We start from the raw sequence: 18225 nt of genomic DNA on the forward strand, positions 1-18225 counted from the left end.
GAAAGTGGTGAACCGGGGACGTCACGGCAGCACGGCTGCGGGAAACGGCGAAAATCCGGAATCCGCTATTATGGCAAAAACAGCAACTGAACCCTATGCCATGGCGCATCCGGCGGTATGGCGGCACGAATGATAACGCTTATGCACATCTCCTGCACGCAAGACCGCCCGCGCGCCGCCAATGCCCATGTGGCGGACGAGCTGCACGCCGGCCTCCAGGCCCCTGGCGCCTGGATCTCGCCCAAGTTCCTGTACGACGCGCTCGGCTCGAAGCTGTTCGAGGCCATCTGCGAACTGCCCGAGTATTACCCGACCCGCACCGAGGCCGCCATTTTCGTCCGCCACGGGGCCGAGATCGCGCGCGTGGCCGGCCCTGGGGCGACGCTGGTCGACCTGGGCGCCGGCAACTGCGCCAAGGCGGCCGCGCTGTTCCCGCTCTTGAACCCCGCCCAGTACGTGGCGGTCGACATCTCGACCGGCTTCCTGTGCGAGGCCCTGGAGCGCCTGCGCCAGCGCTTCCCGCACATCGACATGGAAGCGCTGGGCATGGACTTTTCCAGCCGCTTCGAGCTGCCCGCGCAGGTACGCGCCGCGCGCCGCCTGTTCTTCTACCCCGGCTCCTCGATCGGCAACTTCACCCCGGACGAGGCCCTGGGTTTCTTGCGCCGCCTGCGCGCCCAGTGCGGCGACGATGGCGGCGTGCTGATCGGCATCGACCTGGCCAAGGACAAGGCCACCCTCGACGCCGCCTATGACGACGCCCTCGGGGTCACCGCGGCCTTCAACCTGAATGTGTTGCGCCACGTGAACCACCTGGTCGGGGCCGACTTCGACATCCGCGCCTGGCGCCACCACGGCTTCTACCAGGCCGAGCGCGGCCGCGTCGAGATGCACCTGGAGGCGGTGCGCCGCCAAGAGGTGCACTGGAACTGCGGCGGCAAGGCCTGCTCGCGCGTGTTCGAGCCGGGCGAGCGCATCCACACCGAGAACAGCTACAAGTACCAGCAGGCCGATGCGATCGCCTTGCTGGAGCGGTCCGGGTTCGAGGCCACCCGCGTGTGGACCGATCCGCAGCGCTGGTTCGCGGTGATCCACGCACAGGCGATTCACTGATGGGCATCGGGCAGCGCGAAGACCTCCTGCACGCCTTCGACCGGGTGCGCCGCCGCTCGCTCGAGATCGCCGCGCCCTTATCTAGCGAGGACTGCTGCGCGCAGTCGATGCCGGACGCCAGCCCCGTCAAGTGGCACCTGGCGCATACCACCTGGTTCTTCGAGACCTTCATCCTCGAAGCGTATGAGCCCGGCTTTGCGCCTTTCCACCCGGCCTTCCGGGTGCTGTTCAACTCCTACTACAACGGCATCGGCGCCAAGCATCCGCGCCCCCGGCGCGGCCTGCTTACCCGGCCCGCGCTGGACGAGGTGCGCGCCTACCGCCAGGACGTCGACGGCCGCGTCGCCAGGCTGCTGGCGGCAGGCGCCGGGCCTGAAGTCGCCAGGCTGCTCGAACTCGGGCTGCAGCACGAGCAGCAGCACCAGGAACTGATGCTCACCGATCTCAAGCACCTGCTGGCCCAGAACCCGCTGTACCCGGCCTATTCGCCGCAGGAGATGGAGGCCGGGATGGCGCCGGATCCGACCGCCTGGATCGAGTACGACGGCGGCCTGGCCGAAATCGGCTACGGCGGCAGTGGCTTCTGCTTCGACAACGAGCTGCCGCGCCACCGCACCTACGTCGCACCCTTCGAGCTGGCTTCGCGCCTGGTCACCAACGGCGAGTACCTGGAGTTCATCCGGGCCGGCGGCTACCGCGATCCCTCCCTGTGGCTGGCCGAAGGCTGGGACCGGGTATGCAGCGGCGACATCCTGCATCCGCTCTACTGGATAAGATCGGACGATGGCGCCTGGAACGAGTTCACCCTGCACGGCGTGCAGGCGCTCGATCCGGCGCGCCCGGTCACCCACGTCTCGCTGTACGAGGCCGACGCCTATGCGCGCTGGCGCGGCGCGCGCCTGCCGACCGAGGCCGAGTGGGAATTCGCCGCGCGCCAGGCCAGCCTGGCTGGCGGCGCCCTGCACCCGGAAGCGGCGGAGGGCGACGGCCTGCTGCAGATGTTCGGGGCCTGCTGGCAGTGGACCAGCAGCAGCTACGCGCCTTACCCCGGCTATGCGCCGGCCGCCGGCGCCATCGGCGAATACAATGGCAAGTTCATGGTCAACCAGTACGTGCTGCGCGGCTCCTCCTGCGCCACGCCCGATGGCCATGCGCGCGCCAGCTACCGCAACTTCTTCCCGGCCGGGGCGCGCTGGCAGTTCACCGGGATCAGGCTGGCCCGATGACGCGGCGCAGGAGCTGGCGCGAGCGCCTGCTGGACCAGCGCGCCAATGCCTGGATCCTGGCGCACCCGCTCAACTTCAGCCTGCAGGTGATGCGGGGCTTTCGCGCCAACCAGGGCCTGCTGCTGGCCGGCGCCGTCGCCTATTACGCCTTGCTGTCGATCGTGCCCTTCCTGATGCTGGCGGTGGTGGCGCTGTCGCACTTCATCGAACAGGCCGAGCTGCTCGAGACCCTGCAGCGCTACCTGGGCATGCTGGTGCCGGGGCAGTCGCAGCCGATCGTGGACGAGGTGGCGCACTTCCTCGAGAACCGCGAGCTGATCACCTGGGTGCTGGGCGGCACCATGCTGTTCTTCAGTTCGCTCGCCTTCACGGTGCTGGAGAACGCAATGAGCGTGATCTTCATCCACCGGGTGTCGGTCCGGCGCCGCCACTTTCTGGTTTCGGCCGTGCTCCCGTACTGCTACATCCTGGCGCTGGGCGTCGGCGTCATGATCGTGACCCTGGTGGCCGGCGCCCTCGAAGTGCTGGGGAAAGAGAGCATCTGGCTGTTCGGGGTCCAGTGGTCTTTGGGCGGCGTCTCGGGCGCCTTGCTCTACCTGCTCGGGCTGTTCGGCGAAATCCTGGTGCTGACCTCGATCTACCTGGTGATGCCGGTCGGCCGCCTGTCGCTGTGGCATGCGCTGATCGGCGGCGTCAGCGCGGCGCTGCTGTGGGAGATCGCGCGGCGCGTGCTGGTCTGGTATTTCTCGACCCTGTCGCAGGTGAACCTCGTGTACGGCTCGATGACGACGGCGATCGTGGTCATGTTCAGCCTCGAGATCGCGGCCACGCTGCTGCTGCTCGGCGCCCAGGTGATCGCTGAATACGAACGCGTCGGGCACGGACTGGTCGACCGGCCGCCGGAGCCGATGCATACCGAGCCGCCGCCTGCCTGAGGCTGCCACGCTGCACGGGCACCGCTTGCGCCCGGTCAATTTCTTTATCAATGGCAATGGCACAGTATGGGCTTGCGCGGCCGGCTTGGCTTGGCTCAAGCGCGCGCAAGTTCCATTGAATCGGGAGATGCCATGAGCCAGACAGTCGCTATCGTCCTTCCGCTGCCGGTCTTGCTTGCGCTGGTGGTGCTGCTGTTCGTGTTGCTGGTGCTGAGCGCAGTCGTGCTGTCCCTGCATGCGCCAGCGCCGGTCCGGTTGCCGTCGCCGCCAGGCGAGCAAGGCGGCCAAACCGAGGCGCTGGCGGCCGGCAGGAATAGTGCTTAAGCGACGCTGATGCGCGCAGCGCCTTCGTCCATGCGGCCGATCACGGCGGCATGCTCGAAACCTTCGCGGGCGAACAGCGCCAGCACCTCGTCCACGCTGGCCGGGTCGCAGGACACCAGGAGGCCGCCCGAGGTCTGCGGGTCGGTCAGCAGCGCGCGCTGGGCCGGCGTGACGGCGGCGCCGAGGTCGACGTCCTTGCCGTAGGCATCCCAGTTGCGGCCTGAGGCACCGGTGAAGAAGCCGTCCTGGGCCAGCTGCAGCACGCCGGGCAGCAGCGGCACCTTGTCCATCTCCAGCGTGGCCGACAGTCCGGCGCCGCGCGCCAGCTCGAGCAGGTGGCCCAGCAGGCCGAAGCCGGTGACGTCGGTCAGGGCATGCACGCCCGGCATCTCGGCCAGCAGGCGCCCGGGCTTGTTCAGCTTGGTGGTATTGGCGATCATGGCCGCGTAGCCTTCTTCGCCCAGCGCATCCTTCTTCAACGCGGCCGACAGCACGCCCACGCCGAGCGGCTTGCCGAGAACGAGCACGTCGCCGGCTCGAGCGTCGGCATTGCGCTTGATCTTGGACGGATGCACCAGGCCCATCACCACCAGCCCGTAGATCGGCTCGACCGAGTCGATGGTATGGCCGCCGGCGATCGGGATGCCGGCGTCGGCGCAGACCGACTCGCCGCCGCGGATGATCTGGCCGATGGTCTCGAGCGGCAGCTTGTTGACCGGCATGCCGACCAGGGCCAGGGCCATGATCGGGGTGCCGCCCATCGCGTACACGTCCGAGATCGCATTGGTCGCGGCGATGCGGCCGAAGTCGAAGGGATCGTCGACGATCGGCATGAAGAAGTCGGTGGTGGCGATCAGGGCCTGCTCGTCGTTGAGCTTGTAGACGGCGGCATCGTCGGCCGTCTCGATGCCGACCATCAGCTCCTTCGGCACCGGGAAGCCGGCGGATTTGCTCAGGATTTCGCACAGCACGCCCGGCGCGATCTTGCAGCCGCAGCCGCCGCCGTGCGAGAACGAAGTCAGTTTGATTGGTTGGTCAGTCGTCGTGCTCATCCTAGTCTTTCGTGTTGGTGGTCGCGCCGGGCGCGTGAAGGAGCAGATTATCCACCAAGTCGCGCAGCGCCGCTTGCTCGGCGCCAGGCAGGAACAGGGCGGCGCGGGCCGCGCACTGGCGCCGCAACAGGGCGTCGAACTCGCTGTCGCCGATGATCCGGTCGGCCAGCCGGGCCAGTGCGGCCGCATCGCCCGGCGCGAAATAGCCGGCATAATCCTCGCCCAGCATGCCGCGGTTGCCGTTGATATCGGATGCCAGCACCGGCACGCCGCTGGTCACGGCTTCGATGATCACGTTGGCGCCGCCTTCCATGCGCGAGGTAATGGCCATTGCATGGCAGCGTTTCAGGCGCTGGCGCGTAGCCGCATGGGGCAGGGCGCCGAGCCAGCGGTAGCGCGGGTTGGCTGCCTGCGCCTCGAGGGCGGCCTGGCCCAAGGTGGGGTCGAGCGCGCCGCCAATGTGGAGCAGGCGCGCGGCGGGGTGGGTCACCATGCCGGCGGCGCGGATGAAGGTCAATGGATCCTTTTCCTCGCGCAGGTGGCCGATCATGCAGATGTCGGCGAAGCGCGCCTGCCCGCGGCGCAGGTAGGGACGCAGGCTTGGCGCCGACTGGTAGATGACCCGCGCCCTGGCGCGCAGCGCCTCCGGCAGCAGCGCCAGGCCGGCCGGCTGCAGCAGGACTAGGGCGTGGGCGCGCTCGAGCGAGGCGCGGGCGGCGGCGTCCAGGGCGATGTCGCGGTACAGGTCGGTCCCTGTCAGGACCAGCACGGACGGCCGCTCCGGACAGGCGCGGCTGAATGCCTCCAGCGAGGCGGCCGAACGGCGCGCATGCAGGGCCACCATCAGGTCGGGCGCGGCGTCGTGTAGGGACCAGTTGCCCGCGATCTGCACATCGCCCAGGCCGCCCAGAAACCGCGCCCAGCGGCTCGCCGTCTGCCAATTGCCGTTATTGTCCCGCACATCGGCGGGGCTGACGATAAGGATGCGCTTGCGCACTGCCGGCTTCTCCAGAAATGGACCGTGATTATATGCGAGGCATGCGGTCTTGCCCGGTTCTGCCGAGGAAAGCCGGCCGCCGATGTGCGTTTGACCGGATCGGCCCGGTCTGCTCGTCGGATTTGCGTTGCGCCGATGCGATCGCTAGAGTCGAGGGCTCCTTCTACCGACATGACAACAATCTACCGATGAACATCAACCATAACGTGGTTCAGGCCGTTACTGCAGCGCTGGCACTTCCCATTTCAATCCTTGCCGCAGTCTTTACGTGGCAGCAGCTTGAAATCGGACGCGAGCACAATAGGCTTTCCGTTGCTCCGATATTGCAAATTACCCCTTACTTGGAGGGGCTCGGTGGAAAGAATGGCTTTTATATGACGAACGAGGGACTCGGACCCGCGGTCATCAAGTCCTTTTCCGTTCGTTCAGGCGGGGTCGCTGCGGAAGGTTTCGATGCGGATCGATGGAGCGAGATCATCGCTACAACCGAGGCAAATCCTGCGTGCTTCGGGAGCGGTTGGCCGAAAGGAGAAACCACGCTCAGGCCTGGCGACGAAAAGCCGGTCCTCTTCCTGACGAAATCGGCCGGGAGCAGCGCCTGCCTGGCAGAGATGGTGAAACTTGCCGGCGGTCGCGCAATCGACATCGAAATCGGCTATGAATCGATGTACAAGGAAGCGAAAATCCTCCGCACGGATACTCGGGTGGCATCGAGGGCAATGCAGTTCTGGTATCGCGCGCTGGTGGGGCGGCAAGGCGACGCTGACTGATTCCTTGACGCCCGGCGCGGGGAGCAGGGCGAAAAAAAAGCTGCGTGAGCAGCTTTTTCTTGCAGCGCCGAAGCGCTGCGGGTCTTGCGTGTGACGATCAGTAGTCGCCGAAAGTGCGGCGGGTGCCGTCAGCCGAACGCGGGTGCGCCGACTTGGCGTAGCCGCCTTCACGGCGGGCGCCTTCCGGGCGGGTGCCGCGGTAGCCGCCTTCGCGTGGGGCGCCGCTTGGAGCACCTTCGCGCGGGGCCGCGTCGCGGCGGTAGCCGCCTTCACGCTGCGGACGGTCGCCATAGCCGCTGGTACGCGGTGCGCCGTAGCCTTCACGCGGACCGCGGTCGGCGTAACGGCTCTCGGCAGGGCGGCTGTCCCCCGGACGGGCGTAGCCGCCTTCACGCGGGGCACGGTCACCGTAGCCGCCTTCGCGCGGCGCGCCATAGCCCGGCTTGGAGAAGCTGCGCTGGCCCGGCTTGTGGGCATTGCGGCCATCGCCCGGCTTCCAGCCCGGACGGCTGGCCGAACGGGTCGGGGCGGCACGCTTCGGCTCGAAACCTTCCACCACATCGACCGGGATGGTCTGCTTGGTGAAGCGCTCGATGCGGCGCACGTTCATGTTCTCGGCATGGTTGACCAGCGAGATCGCGAGACCATTGCGGCCGGCACGGCCGGTACGGCCGATACGGTGCACGTAGTCCTCGGGGAACTTCGGCAGGTCGTAGTTCACCACGTGGGTGATGGTGGGCACGTCGATGCCGCGGGCGGCGACGTCGGTCGCCACCAGCACGCGCACCTGGCCGCGGCGCATGCTGTCCAGGGTGCGGTTGCGCGCGCCCTGGTGCATGTCGCCGTGCAGGGCGGCGGCCGCGAAGCCGGCGATGTTCAGGCGGTCGGCGATCATGTCGGCGTCGCGCTTGGTCGCGGTGAACACCACGGCCTGGTCCATCGACTCGTCACGCAGCAGGTGGTCGAGCAGGCGGTTCTTGTGCGACAGGTCGTCGACAAAGTGCACCTTCTGCACGATGTTCTCGTGGCGGTTGGCCGCGCTCATGATCTGGATCGTCTGCGGATCCTTGGTGATGCGGCGCGCCATGTTGCCCACCACGCCGTCCAGCGTGGCCGAGAACAGCATGGTCTGGCGGGTAGCCGGGGTCGCAGCGACGATCTTCTCGATGTCGTCGATGAAGCCCATGTCGAGCATGCGGTCGGCTTCGTCCAGCACCAGGATCTCAAGCTGGGAGAAGTCGATCTTGCCCGATTCCATGTGGTCGATCAGACGGCCCGGGGTTGCCACCAGGATTTCCGGATTCTTCGACAGCAGTTGCATCTGCTTCGGATACGGCATGCCGCCCAGGATCGACACGGCGCGGATGCGGCGCATGTCGGTAGTATATTGTTCGGTCGCGGTGGTCACCTGCAGTGCCAGTTCGCGGGTCGGGGTCAGGACCAGCATCTTCGGCTGGGCCGGGGTAAAGCGGACGCGTTCGCCACGGGCGCGCGCCGACTGCGCGTTCTGCGCCGGGGTGCGGGCCGGAGCCACTGGTTCCATGTTGGCCAGCTTGTGCAGGGCCGGCAGCATGAATGCCGCGGTCTTGCCCGAGCCGGTCTGCGAGGAGACCAGCAGGTCGCGGCCGGCAATGCCGGCAGGGATGGCTTGCTCCTGGACCGGGGTCGGCTTGGTGTAGCCGGCGCCTGCTACTGCCTTGACGAGCGACGCGTGTAAACCTAGTGCTTCAAAACTCATGTGTACTTTTACTTTCGGAATTCAATCATGATCGCGCGTGTCGTGTCGAAACGACGAGCGCAGAATAGCAACGCGAACCAACACTACGAAATGACTCAGAAATGAAAGAAATTTCGGCACAAAAGCTTTGCGCCGGGACGGTGTCTGGATGCTGACACGCAGGGCGGGAGGGCTTTTAAGAAGGGCGATCGTTTGTCGCCAAGGCTTGCGATGCTGCTTGTTGTACTGCTGTGGTGAACTGCTGGATCCTGTCTGTTCGGACCTGCTATTGCAGCGCACAAACGACATCATACATCAGATTACAAAAGTCTGCACGCGGCCGTCCACCTGGACGGCCGTTGCTGGGAGGGGTTCAAGGCCGGTCTAAGCGCCGGCCTTGATGTGGATCAGCGCTGCTTGCGCTTGGACGAGGTGTTGCGTGCGATGCGCTTGCTGGACGAGGCGGTCGCCTTGACTTTGTAACGCGAGGTCTTGGCCTTCACGCGCGGGCTGCGCTCGGCTTCGAAGGCCACCACCGCGTTCTCGATGATGTTCTCGGCGATGTCGCCGGCCTGCGAGGCCGAGGCCTTCGGCACCAGGATGGTCGAGCCGGCCTTGATGGTCGACTTGGCCGGGATGTTGTTGGCCTGGCGGATGACTTCCGGGGTGGTGCCGAACTTCGATGCCAGCGCGCTGATGCTGGTGCGGGCACTGGTGATCTTGTGGGTGGTCCAGGTCGACAGCTCGCGGCCCCACCCGGCCAGGTTCAGGTGGAACTTCTCGGCGTTTTCCTTCGGCAACAGGATCTTGGTCTTTTCGCCGCCGGTGATGACCGGCTTCTTGAACTGCGGATTGAGCGCGCGGAACTCGTCGAGCGACATTTCGGCCAGCTGGGCCGCGACGGCGACGTCGATGTCGCTGGTCTTGTCGATGGCGGTGAAGTAGGGCTGGTTGTCGATGACCGGCAGCGCCACGTTGTATTGCGACGGGTTGGCGACGATGTTCTTGACCGCCTGCAGCTTGGGCACGTAATTGCGGGTTTCCGCCGGCATCAGCTCGGCCAGGCTCTCGAAATCGGTGCCCTTGCCGAGCGCCTGGTTCTTCTTGACGATGCGCTGGATGTTGCCTTCGCCCCAGTTGTAGGCCGCCAGGGCCAGCTGCCAGTCGCCGAACATGGTGTACAGGCGCTGCAGGTAGGTGAGGGCCGCATCGGTCGAGGCCAGCACGCCGCGGCGCTCGTCCTTGAACATGTTCTGCTTCAGGTTGAAGTCCTTGCCGGTACCCGGCACGAACTGCCACAGGCCGGCCGCGTCGGCGGTGGACAGGGCTTGCGGATTGAAGGCGGATTCGATCACCGGCAGCAGGGCCAGTTCGGTCGGCATGCCGCGCTTTTCCAGTTCCTGGACGATGTGATAGAGGTAGGGCGAGGCGCGGCCGGAGATGCGCTTGAGGCTGTCGGGACGGGCGCTGTAGGCCTGGGTGTGGCGCGCCACCAGGCTGTTGTCGACGTCGGGGATGGCGTAGCCGCTGCGGATGCGGCCCCAGACGTCGGTTTCCTTGTAGTCGTCGACCTTCAGCAGGCCGGGCGCCAGGGGCGCGGCAGGGCGGGCGTTGAGCGCGTTCGCGGCCGGATTCGATACGGCGGCCACGGGGGCGTTGTCCATCGCATAAGCGAACGGAGAACTGAGCGGGGAGGTGGCCAGCAGTGCCAGCGCGGCAGTCGCTACGGTCTTGCGGATCATGTCGTGCATCGCTTTCCAATGTTGCGTCCGAGAACGGACGTACTGGTCAATGGGGCAGTGTACGTAGTCATGCTCGAGTCAGTCAAGGCATGCGGGTGCTTCGTTACAAATTAATTTCCGGAGTTCATTTATGTAAATTGACATCATGAAAACGGAAATTGCCGTGAGATGCGTGCCAGATCGCGGCTGGAAGCTGCCGATCCTGGCCCGTCGGAGGGCCGGCCTTCCTCATCTGTTCTGCCTCTAGCCTAGCCGCCGGAAGGTGTCAATCTATGAGGGGACGCAAAGAGTGCGTACAATCCGGCTTCTGCTACCGCCTTATTATTTGCCATCCATGCGTACCGCAAACCCGAATGCCGACGACGACGCGATCGTCTCCGCCACCCGCCGCTGGCTGGAACGGGCCGTCATCGGCCTGAATCTCTGTCCATTCGCCAAGTCCGTCTACGTGAAGGAGCAGGTGCGCTACGTGGTGTCCAGCGCGACCACGCCGGAAGCCTTGCTCGAGCAGCTCATGGACGAGCTGCAGCACCTGTCCGACACCCCGGCCGAGGAGGTCGACACGACCCTCCTGATCCATCCTTTCGTGCTGACCGACTTCGAGGATTACAACGAATTCCTGGACGTGGCCGATGCCGCGGTCGAGGACATGCAGCTCGACGGCGAATTGCAGGTGGCAAGCTTCCACCCGGACTACCAGTTCGCGGACACCGATCCGAACGACATCGCGAACTACACCAACCGCGCGCCGTACCCGATCCTGCACCTGCTGCGCGAGGACAGCATCGACCGCGCGGTCGAGGCCTTCCCGGAAGCTTCCGATATCTTCGAGAAGAATATCGACACCATGGAAAAGCTCGGCCACGAAGGCTGGGACAAGCTCGATGTCGGACCGGCACGCTGATCCGGCCGGCGCGCCGCAGCGCCCCGACACTCCCTGCGTGGCGGTGTGTTCGACCACCTTCGACGAAGTCTGCCGCGGCTGCGGCCGCACCTACGTCGAGGTGGCGCAGTGGGTGGCGATGAGCGCCGAGGAGAAGGAGCGGGTGTGGGTGCGGATCCTGGCGCAGGGCTACCCGCGCCGGAACACCTGAACCCGCTCTCTCTATCTCTCTCTATATATAGATCAGAGGCCCAGGAAGTCGCGCTTCCCGATCGGCACCCCGTTGTGGCGCAGGATCGCGTAGGCGGTCGTCACGTGGAAGAAGAAGTTCGGCAGCACGAAGCCGGTGAGGTAGTCGTCGCCGCGCTCGAAGTGGCGCGCTCGCTCGCCGGCGCCGTGGGTGACGGCGCGTTCGCCGGCCGCGTCGAACGCTGCGCGCGGCAGCGACTCGATGTAGCCCAGGGTCTTGGTGATGCGCTGCTGCAGTTCGGCGAAACTCTGCTCGGTGTCGTCGTAGCGCGGCACCTCCACGCCTGCCAGGCGGGCGCTCGCGCCCTTGGCGAAATCGGTCGCGATCAGGACCTGGCCCACCAGCGGGAACATGTCCGGGAACAGGCGCGCCTGCAGCAGGGCCGCCGGCTCGATCTTGTGCTGCTGGGCGTGGGCTTCGGCTTTTTCCAGCACGCCGGCGAGGGCGCGCAGCATCTTCTGGAATACGGGGACCGAAGCGGAATACATGGACAGGCTCATAGTTTCTCCTCCGAAAGATTCAATCATAACAAGTCTTGTCGCGTCCTGCCGACAGCCGGACACGAGTGCCTGCTGTAGATAAGCAATTTGATGACTCTTGGTCATCCGGCATGCATAATCGAACATCCCATTGCTTTGAGTAAATTCCTGCCGGAAGGCGGGAACAGGTCGACACCCGATGTTCCAGCCACGTTCTTCATTCCGCGACCTGCCTTCCAGGCTATGCAAGCTGTACGGCCGTTCGATCCACGGTGCGCTGCTGCTGGTGGTATTCGTCGGCCTGGCCGTGCCGGCGGTGGCCGGCGGCTGGTTCCTGATCGGCGTGCAGGAGCGTGAAGCCGCGATCAAGGGCCTGAACGATGCGGTGCAGCGCAACGCCGACACCCTGGCGCTCGGCGTGCAGGAATCATTATGGGACATGAACGTCGAAGCCGTGGGTTCGCTGCTCGATTCCTTCGTGCGCGACCCGGCCATCGTGCGCGTCACGGTGCGCGACCTGGCGCAGGCGGCGGTGATCGACCGCCGTTCGCCGGCGCCGCCCGGTGAGCGTCTCTACCGCGCCGAGCGCGACGTGGTGGTCCGTGGGCAGACGATCGGCCACGTGCTGATCGAAATGAGCGACCACCTCGCCTTGCAGGACCTGCGCGCCAAGCAGCGCAACTACGCGCTGGTGCTGGCGATCCAGCTGGGCGTGTCGCTGCTCCTGATCGCGCTCCTGATCCGGCGCCGCCTGCTCTCGCCCCTGCGCACCCTCACCGGTTTCTCCGACCGGCTGGCCCGCGGCGATTTCGATACCCCGCTGGCGCTGCCGGTCGACGACGAGCTGGGGCGCCTGGGCGGCCAGATGGAGCGCATGCGCACGGCGATCGGCCAGCTGTTCGCCGACATCGGCCGGCGCGAGGAGCAGTTCCGGACCATCGTCGCCCAGGTGCCGGGCGCCGTGTTCCGTGCGCGCCCGGGCGGCCACATCGACTTCGTCAGCGAGGCCATCGAGGAGATCTCCGGCTACCCGGCCGAGCGCTTCATGCTGGCCACCACCGACGACTGGGCCAACATCATCCATCCCGAGGACCGACGCATGCAGCGCCATGCGGCGAAGGACGCGCTGGCGGCCGGCAGTGCTTACGAGATCGAATACCGCATCATCGACGCCGGCGGCATCGAGCGCTGGGTGCTCGAGAGCGGCCAGCCGCAGGGCGAGTGGGGCAGCGAGGAATTCCGGGTCGACGGCATCATCTACGACATCAGCGAGCGCAAGCATGACGAAATGCGCATCGAGGCCCTGCTCACCGAGCAGGGTGCGATCCTGGACAACGTCATGTTCGGCGTGCTGTTCGTGCGCGAGCGCCGCATCGTCTCGGCCAACCGGCGTGCCGAGGCGCTGTTCGGCTACGGCGAGACCGAGCTGGCGGGCCGGTCGACCGAGCTCCTGTTCCCGGGGCGCGCCGAATACGAGCGCCTGTGGCTGGAACAGTATCCGAAGATCGCGGGCGGTCTGGATGCCGGCGAGGAGATCCAGTTCCGGCGCCGCGACGGTAGCAGCTTCTGGCTCCTGGTGAGCGGCTGCGCGCTGGACAGCGCGCGCCCGAACGAGGGCAGCATCTGGGTGTTCGCCGACATCACCGAGCGCAAGCAGGCCGAGGAAAAGCTGCGCCTGTCGGCCACGGTGCTCGAGCATATCGCCGACGGCGTCATGGTGCTCGACGTGCACGGCCGCGTCCTTGCCACCAATCCCGCCTTCACCCAGATCACGGGCTTCACCGAGATGGAAGCGCTCGGCCAGCAATCGAGCCTGACGCGCCCCGGCCGCCACGACGATCCGCTCTACGGGCAGATGTGGCGCGACCTGCTGGAAGCCGGCTTCTGGCGCGGCGAGCGCTGGGAGACCCGCAAGAACGGCGAGGGCTACCTGGAATGGCTCACCGTGTCGAGCGTGCGCGACGACAATGACGAGGTCACGCACTACGTCTGCGTGTTCAGCGACATCACGGAGGTGAAGCAGTCGCAGGACAAGCTCGACCACCTGGCCCACCACGATCCGCTCACGGCGCTGCCGAACCGGCTGCTGTTCCACGACCGCCTGCAGCATGCGATGGTCCGCTGCGCGCGCGCGGGCCAGCAGCTGGCGGTGCTGTTCATCGACCTGGACCGCTTCAAGAACGTCAACGACACCCTCGGCCACCATGTGGGCGACCTGCTCCTCAAGCAGGTGGCGGGGCAGCTGTCCGCCTGCCTGCGCGAAGGCGATACGCTGGCGCGCCTGGGCGGCGACGAATTCATCGTGCTGCTGGAAGACGTGGGCGGTCCAGGCGCCGCCCACGTGGCCGAGAAGCTGATGGCCCTGTTCGAGCAGCCGCTCACCGTGTCGGGCTACGAACTGTTCGTCACCGGCAGCGTCGGCATCAGCCTGTTCCCGCAGGATGCGACCGATCTGAACATGTTGATCCGCAATGCCGACGTCGCCATGTACCAGGCCAAGGCGCGCGGCCGCAACGGCTACCAGTTCTACGCGCCCTCGATGAGCGGCGAGGGCGCCATGCGCCTGCGCCTGGAGTCGCTGCTGCGGCGCGCGATCGAGAAGGGGGAGATCTTCCTCGAATACCAGCCCCAGGTCGAGATCGACACCGGGAGCCTGGTCGGCGTCGAAGCCCTGGTGCGCTGGGACAGCCCGGAACTGGGCCGGGTGGCGCCGGTACGCTTCATCCCGGTGGCCGAGGACACCGGCTTCATCAGCCAGCTGGGCCAGTGGGTGCTGGCCGAGGCCTGCTCCCAGATGCGGCGCTGGGACCGGGATGGCCTCGCGGTGCCGAAGATGGCGGTCAACCTGTCGGTGCGCCAGTTCGAGCGCGGCAGCATCGCGCCGGTGGTGGCCGCGGTGCTGCAGGAAACCGGCCTGGCGGCGGGACGGCTGCAGCTGGAGGTGACCGAGTCGGTCATCATGAACACGTCCGACGCGCTGCAGCACATCAACGAGCTGCGCGCGGTCGGCGTCGGGCTGGCGATCGACGATTTCGGCACCGGCTATTCCTCGCTGGCCTACCTGAGCCAGCTGCCGGTGCAGACCCTGAAGATCGACCGCAGCTTCATCCAGGACATCCTGGTCGACGCCAACGACGAGGCGATCGCGGTGGCCGTCATCCAGCTCGGCAAGAGCCTGAACCTGTCGGTGGTGGCCGAGGGCGTGGAAAACGAAGAGCAGGCCGCCTTCCTGCTGCGGCACGGCTGCCGCCAGGCCCAGGGCTACCTCTACAGCCGGCCGGTCGCGGCTGGCGATATACTGTCGCGCTGGGGACGGACACAAGCACATGGACACGATCGAACGAAGCACGAAGCCGGCGCAGCCGAAGGAAGCGAAGCCTGAGGCGGGCGCGCCGCGCGCACGCGTCAAGCTCACGCGCCGCCGTTTCCTGCTGGGCGGCCTGCTCGCCGGCGGCGCCATGCTGGTCGGCTGGGGCGTGCAGCCGCCGCGCCAGCGCCTGCACGCATCGCGCCCGCTGGCGCTGGGCGGCGACACGGTCGGCCTGAACGGCTGGATCGCCATCGCGCCCGACGGCGCGGTCTCGGTGGTGGTGCCGCGCAGCGAGATGGGGCAGGGCGTGCATACCGCGCTGCCGATGCTGGTGGCCGAGGAGCTCGACCTGCCCTTGTCCAGCGTGCGCATCGCCCAGGCCCCGATCGACAAGATCTTCGCCAACCTGACGGTGCTGCGCGAGAACCTGCCTTTCCACCCCGACGACAGCGGCAGCACGCGCCAGGGCGCGCAGTGGCTGATGGCCAAGCTCGGGCGCGAGCTGGGCATCATGTTCACCGGCGGCTCGACCAGCGTCAAGGATGCCTGGCTGCCGATGCGCGAGGCCGGCGCGGTGGCGCGCGCCATGCTGCTCAAGGCGGCGGCCGAACAGTGGCAAGCGCCGGTTGCGCGCCTGCGTACCGAGGACGGTTTCGTCCTGCATCCCGACGGGCGCCGCGCCGGCTACGGCGCGCTGGCGCCCGAAGCGGCGCGGGTCGGCGCCGGCATCGAGGCCGCCGACGTGCGCCTGAAGGAGCCGCGCGACTTCCGCCTGATCGGCAAGCCTGCCGGGCGCCTGGACAGCCGCGCCAAGGCCGACGGCAGCGCGCGCTTCGGCATCGACGCGCGCGTGCCCGGCATGGTGTACGCGGCCGTCAAGATGGCGCCGGTGATCGGCGCCACCCTCACCAAGCACGAAGGCAAGGCGGTGGAGTCCATGCCCGGCGTGCTGCAGGTGGTGCCGATGCCGGGCCTGATGGACGAACGCAGCGGCCTGGGCGTGGGCGTGGCCGTGGTGGCCACCACCTGGTGGCAGGCGCACCAGGCCGCGCAGGCGCTGCTGGTCGAGTGGCAGGTCGGCGACACGAGCAAGCTCTCCAGCGAATCCGTGTTCGAGGACTTCGCGCGCGCCCTCGAGGATGAAAGCGGCTACGTCTACCATGAGGCGGGCAGCCAGGACGTGGACGGGGTGGCGCTCACGGTGACGGCCGAGTACCGTGCGCCTTATCTCGCGCATGCGGCCATGGAGCCGGTCAACTGCACCGCCCAGGTCGAGTACGTCAAGGGGCGCGCCAGGGTCCGCCTGTGGGCCTCGACCCAGGTGCCGAGCGTCGCGGTGGACGTGGCGGCGCGCGTGGCCGGCGTCGAGCGCGAGGACGTGCACATCGAGGTGATGCTGCTGGGCGGCGGCTTCGGACGCCGGCTGGAAGCCGACATGGTGGCGCAGGCGGTGACGGTCGCTATGGCCATGCATGGGAAACCGGTCCAGCTGGTCTGGAACCGCGAGGACGACACCACCCACGACGTCTACCGCCCGGCGGCGCTGGCGCGCTTCCGCGCCCACCTTGACGCCAAGGGGGAGATCCTGGCCTGGGACAATAAATCCGCCAGCGGCGCCATCGGCCACCAGTACTTCCCGCGCAACCTCGCTCTGCCGGGCGTGGGGCCGGACAAGACCACCGCCGAAGGCGAGTACGACATGCAGTATGCGATCGCCAACCAGCGCATCGCCCATGTGATCGTCGACAGTCCTGTGCCGCTCGGCTACTGGCGTTCGGTCGGGCATTCGCACAACGCCTTCTTCAAGGAGGCGTTTCTGGACGAGGTGGCGCATGCCGCGGGGCGCGACCCGGTCGCCATGCGGCGCGCGCTCCTGGGCAAGCATCCGCGCGCGCTGGCGACGCTCGATGCGGCGGTGGCCAAGGCGGGGCAGCCGGCGGCAGGGCGCGCGCACGGCGTGGCGCTGCACCGCTCCTTCGGCAGCACGGTGGCCCAGGTGGCCGAGGTCTCGGTCGAAGGCAAGCAGATCCGCGTGCACCGCGTGGTGTGCGCGATCGACTGCGGGCTGGCGGTCAATCCGAACATCGTCGCCCAGCAGGTGGAGTCCGGCGTGCTGTTCGGGCTGTCGGCCGCGCTGCACGGCGAGATCACTATCAAGGATGGGAAGGTAGAGCAGTCGAACTTCGGCGATTATCCGGTGCTGCGCATGCACGAGGCGCCCGTGGTGGACACCATCGTGATGCCCAGCCTGGCGCATCCGGAAGGCGTGGGCGAGCCGGCGGTGCCGCCGATCGCGCCGGCGGTGGCGGCGGCCGTGTTCAAGCTCACCGGGCAGCGGCTGCGCAGCCTGCCGCTGCGGCTGAGTTAAACGTCGAGCAGGACGCGCAGGTTGCAGTCGCGCTGCCAGGCGCGCCGTTCCTCGCTGGACGCGGCCAGGCGCGCCAGCTCTTCCGGCGTGGTCTCGGCCTGGGCCTGCACCAGGCGGTCGGCCACGGCGCCGTCGGGCAGCATGGTGCCGAAGAACGCGACCGTGTCGCCGCGCTGCACCAGCAGGGTTGGGAAGTTTTCCACGTCGAGGTCGCCCACGATGTCGGCCTGGTCCTCGATGTCGATCCAGACGAAGGTCTTGTCGAGGTGGCGCAGGGCCAGTTCCTCGAAGGTGGCGCGGTAGGACGAGCAGGTGCCGCACCAGGCGGCGCACAGGCAGGCGACCGTCAGGGCGTCGCCCGCTATCGCGGCGGCGATGCGCGCGCGGTTGTCGGAATCCAGGGTCAGGCTTTGCATGAGCCGGATTGTACCGTGTGTTCACGGGGGAATGTGTGCGCTGGGCGCCCGGACCGTGGCCAGGCCCCCGGCCGAGGGGGTAAAATACCGGCATGTCCACGATTCTCGCCATTGAAACCTCGTCCGAGCTCGCCTCCTGCGCGCTGTTGAACGGGGACCACGTCATCGCCCGTTCCACCGCCGGCGTGCGCACCCATTCGCAATCGGTCCTGCCGATGGTGCAGGAACTGCTGCGCGAAGCCGGCTTGAACCTGTCCGACTGCGACGCGATCGCCTTCGGCGCCGGCCCCGGCTCCTTCACCGGCGTACGCACCGCCTGCGGCGTGGCCCAGGGCATGGCCTTCGGCGCGAATCTCCTGGTGCTGCCGCTGGTGACCCTGGAGGCGATGGCCGAAGCCTGCCGCGCCCGTACCGGGGCGAACGAGGTGCTGGCGGTGCTGGACGCGCGCATGGGCGAAGTGTATTGGGCGCAGTACCGGCACGATGCCGCGCGCGGCGCCTGGATCGAGGTCGCCGCGCCCGCGCTGTGTGCGCCGCAGGATCTGGCGCCGCTGCCGGCCGAGGGCCTGGCCGCCTGCGGCAATGGGTTCTCGGCTTACCCGGAAGCGTTTGCCGGCAAGGCCTTCGCCGCGGGGGCGCTGGA

At 67.4% G+C, this 18225-nt stretch carries 16 protein-coding genes; 10 read left to right on the plus strand and 6 right to left on the minus strand.

What is annotated here, in order from left to right:
• Window positions 1-141: 141 nt before the first annotated feature.
• From egtD to B2R83_RS21285, 4 genes are all read left to right on the plus strand, one after another.
• Window positions 142-1113 carry an L-histidine N(alpha)-methyltransferase gene (gene egtD / locus B2R83_RS21270; protein WP_292044755.1) on the plus strand — a complete coding sequence of 324 codons (972 nt, stop codon included), beginning with the start codon at window positions 142-144 and terminating at the stop codon, window positions 1111-1113.
• Window positions 1113-2339 carry an ergothioneine biosynthesis protein EgtB gene (gene egtB / locus B2R83_RS21275; protein ID WP_292044757.1) on the plus strand — a complete coding sequence of 409 codons (1227 nt, stop codon included), beginning with the start codon at window positions 1113-1115 and terminating at the stop codon, window positions 2337-2339. The genes egtD and egtB overlap by 1 nt, the downstream gene beginning before the upstream one ends.
• Window positions 2336-3274, plus strand: coding sequence for a YihY/virulence factor BrkB family protein (locus B2R83_RS21280; RefSeq protein ID WP_292044760.1), 939 nt, complete (start codon window positions 2336-2338; stop codon window positions 3272-3274). The genes egtB and B2R83_RS21280 overlap by 4 nt, the downstream gene beginning before the upstream one ends.
• A gap of 132 nt (window positions 3275-3406) precedes the next feature.
• Window positions 3407-3598 (plus strand): hypothetical protein, encoded by a 192-nt coding sequence (locus B2R83_RS21285; RefSeq protein WP_292044762.1) that lies wholly within the window; start codon window positions 3407-3409, stop codon window positions 3596-3598.
• On the opposite strand, the gene selD is transcribed toward B2R83_RS21285, so the two are convergent.
• Both selD and senB read right to left on the minus strand, forming a co-directional pair.
• Window positions 3595-4650, minus strand: a complete 1056-nt coding sequence (gene selD / locus B2R83_RS21290; RefSeq protein WP_292044764.1) for a selenide, water dikinase SelD — start codon at window positions 4648-4650, stop codon at window positions 3595-3597. The two genes, B2R83_RS21285 and selD, sit on opposite strands and share 4 nt — an antisense overlap.
• Before the next feature lies 1 nt (window position 4651).
• Window positions 4652-5647 (minus strand): selenoneine biosynthesis selenosugar synthase SenB, encoded by a 996-nt coding sequence (gene senB, locus B2R83_RS21295; protein ID WP_292044766.1) that lies wholly within the window; start codon window positions 5645-5647, stop codon window positions 4652-4654.
• Window positions 5648-5835: 188 nt separating this feature from the next.
• On the opposite strand from senB, the gene B2R83_RS21300 reads away from it, so the two are divergent.
• Window positions 5836-6417, plus strand: a complete 582-nt coding sequence (locus B2R83_RS21300) for a hypothetical protein (RefSeq protein ID WP_292044770.1) — start codon at window positions 5836-5838, stop codon at window positions 6415-6417.
• A gap of 97 nt (window positions 6418-6514) precedes the next feature.
• Here the strand turns inward: B2R83_RS21300 and B2R83_RS21305 are convergent, their stop codons facing one another.
• Both B2R83_RS21305 and B2R83_RS21310 read right to left on the minus strand, forming a co-directional pair.
• Window positions 6515-8155, minus strand: coding sequence for a DEAD/DEAH box helicase (locus tag B2R83_RS21305; protein ID WP_292044772.1), 1641 nt, complete (start codon window positions 8153-8155; stop codon window positions 6515-6517).
• A gap of 386 nt (window positions 8156-8541) precedes the next feature.
• The gene (locus tag B2R83_RS21310) at window positions 8542-9885 is read right to left on the minus strand and encodes a transglycosylase SLT domain-containing protein (protein WP_292044776.1); all 1344 of its coding nucleotides are present in this window, start codon (window positions 9883-9885) and stop codon (window positions 8542-8544) included.
• A 325-nt stretch (window positions 9886-10210) separates the two neighbouring features.
• Here B2R83_RS21310 and B2R83_RS21315 point away from each other — a divergent pair, with 325 nt between their 5' ends.
• Both B2R83_RS21315 and B2R83_RS21320 read left to right on the plus strand, forming a co-directional pair.
• Complete coding sequence (locus B2R83_RS21315; protein ID WP_292044779.1) at window positions 10211-10780, plus strand: DUF1415 domain-containing protein; 570 nt, start codon at window positions 10211-10213, stop codon at window positions 10778-10780.
• Window positions 10761-10970 carry a DUF1289 domain-containing protein gene (locus B2R83_RS21320; protein ID WP_292044781.1) on the plus strand — a complete coding sequence of 70 codons (210 nt, stop codon included), beginning with the start codon at window positions 10761-10763 and terminating at the stop codon, window positions 10968-10970. Before B2R83_RS21315 ends, B2R83_RS21320 begins: the two co-directional genes overlap by 20 nt.
• A 32-nt stretch (window positions 10971-11002) precedes the next feature.
• Here the strand turns inward: B2R83_RS21320 and B2R83_RS21325 are convergent, their stop codons facing one another.
• Window positions 11003-11509 (minus strand): DUF1993 domain-containing protein, encoded by a 507-nt coding sequence (locus B2R83_RS21325; protein WP_292044783.1) that lies wholly within the window; start codon window positions 11507-11509, stop codon window positions 11003-11005.
• A gap of 178 nt (window positions 11510-11687) precedes the next feature.
• On the opposite strand from B2R83_RS21325, the gene B2R83_RS21330 reads away from it, so the two are divergent.
• Together B2R83_RS21330 and B2R83_RS21335 are read left to right on the plus strand one after the other, a co-directional pair.
• Entirely contained in the window at window positions 11688-14870 is a 3183-nt protein-coding gene (locus tag B2R83_RS21330; protein WP_292044784.1) for a bifunctional diguanylate cyclase/phosphodiesterase, read from the plus strand.
• 76 nt (window positions 14871-14946) lie between these two features.
• Window positions 14947-17166: a xanthine dehydrogenase family protein molybdopterin-binding subunit gene (locus B2R83_RS21335; RefSeq protein WP_292044789.1), complete on the plus strand. Its 2220-nt coding sequence runs from the start codon at window positions 14947-14949 to the stop codon at window positions 17164-17166.
• On the opposite strand, the gene B2R83_RS21340 is transcribed toward B2R83_RS21335, so the two are convergent.
• On the minus strand, window positions 17163-17582 hold the full coding sequence (locus B2R83_RS21340) for a thioredoxin family protein (protein WP_292044785.1): 420 nt from the start codon (window positions 17580-17582) through the stop codon (window positions 17163-17165). The two genes, B2R83_RS21335 and B2R83_RS21340, sit on opposite strands and share 4 nt — an antisense overlap.
• A 92-nt stretch (window positions 17583-17674) precedes the next feature.
• Here B2R83_RS21340 and tsaB point away from each other — a divergent pair.
• Window positions 17675-18225, plus strand: a 551-nt coding sequence (gene tsaB, locus B2R83_RS21345) for a tRNA (adenosine(37)-N6)-threonylcarbamoyltransferase complex dimerization subunit type 1 TsaB (RefSeq protein WP_292044786.1), incomplete at its 3' end; no start/stop codon positions are given.

The organism is Massilia sp. UBA6681 (genome assembly GCF_002454935.1).
Lineage (GTDB): Bacteria > Pseudomonadota > Gammaproteobacteria > Burkholderiales > Burkholderiaceae_D > Telluria > Telluria varians.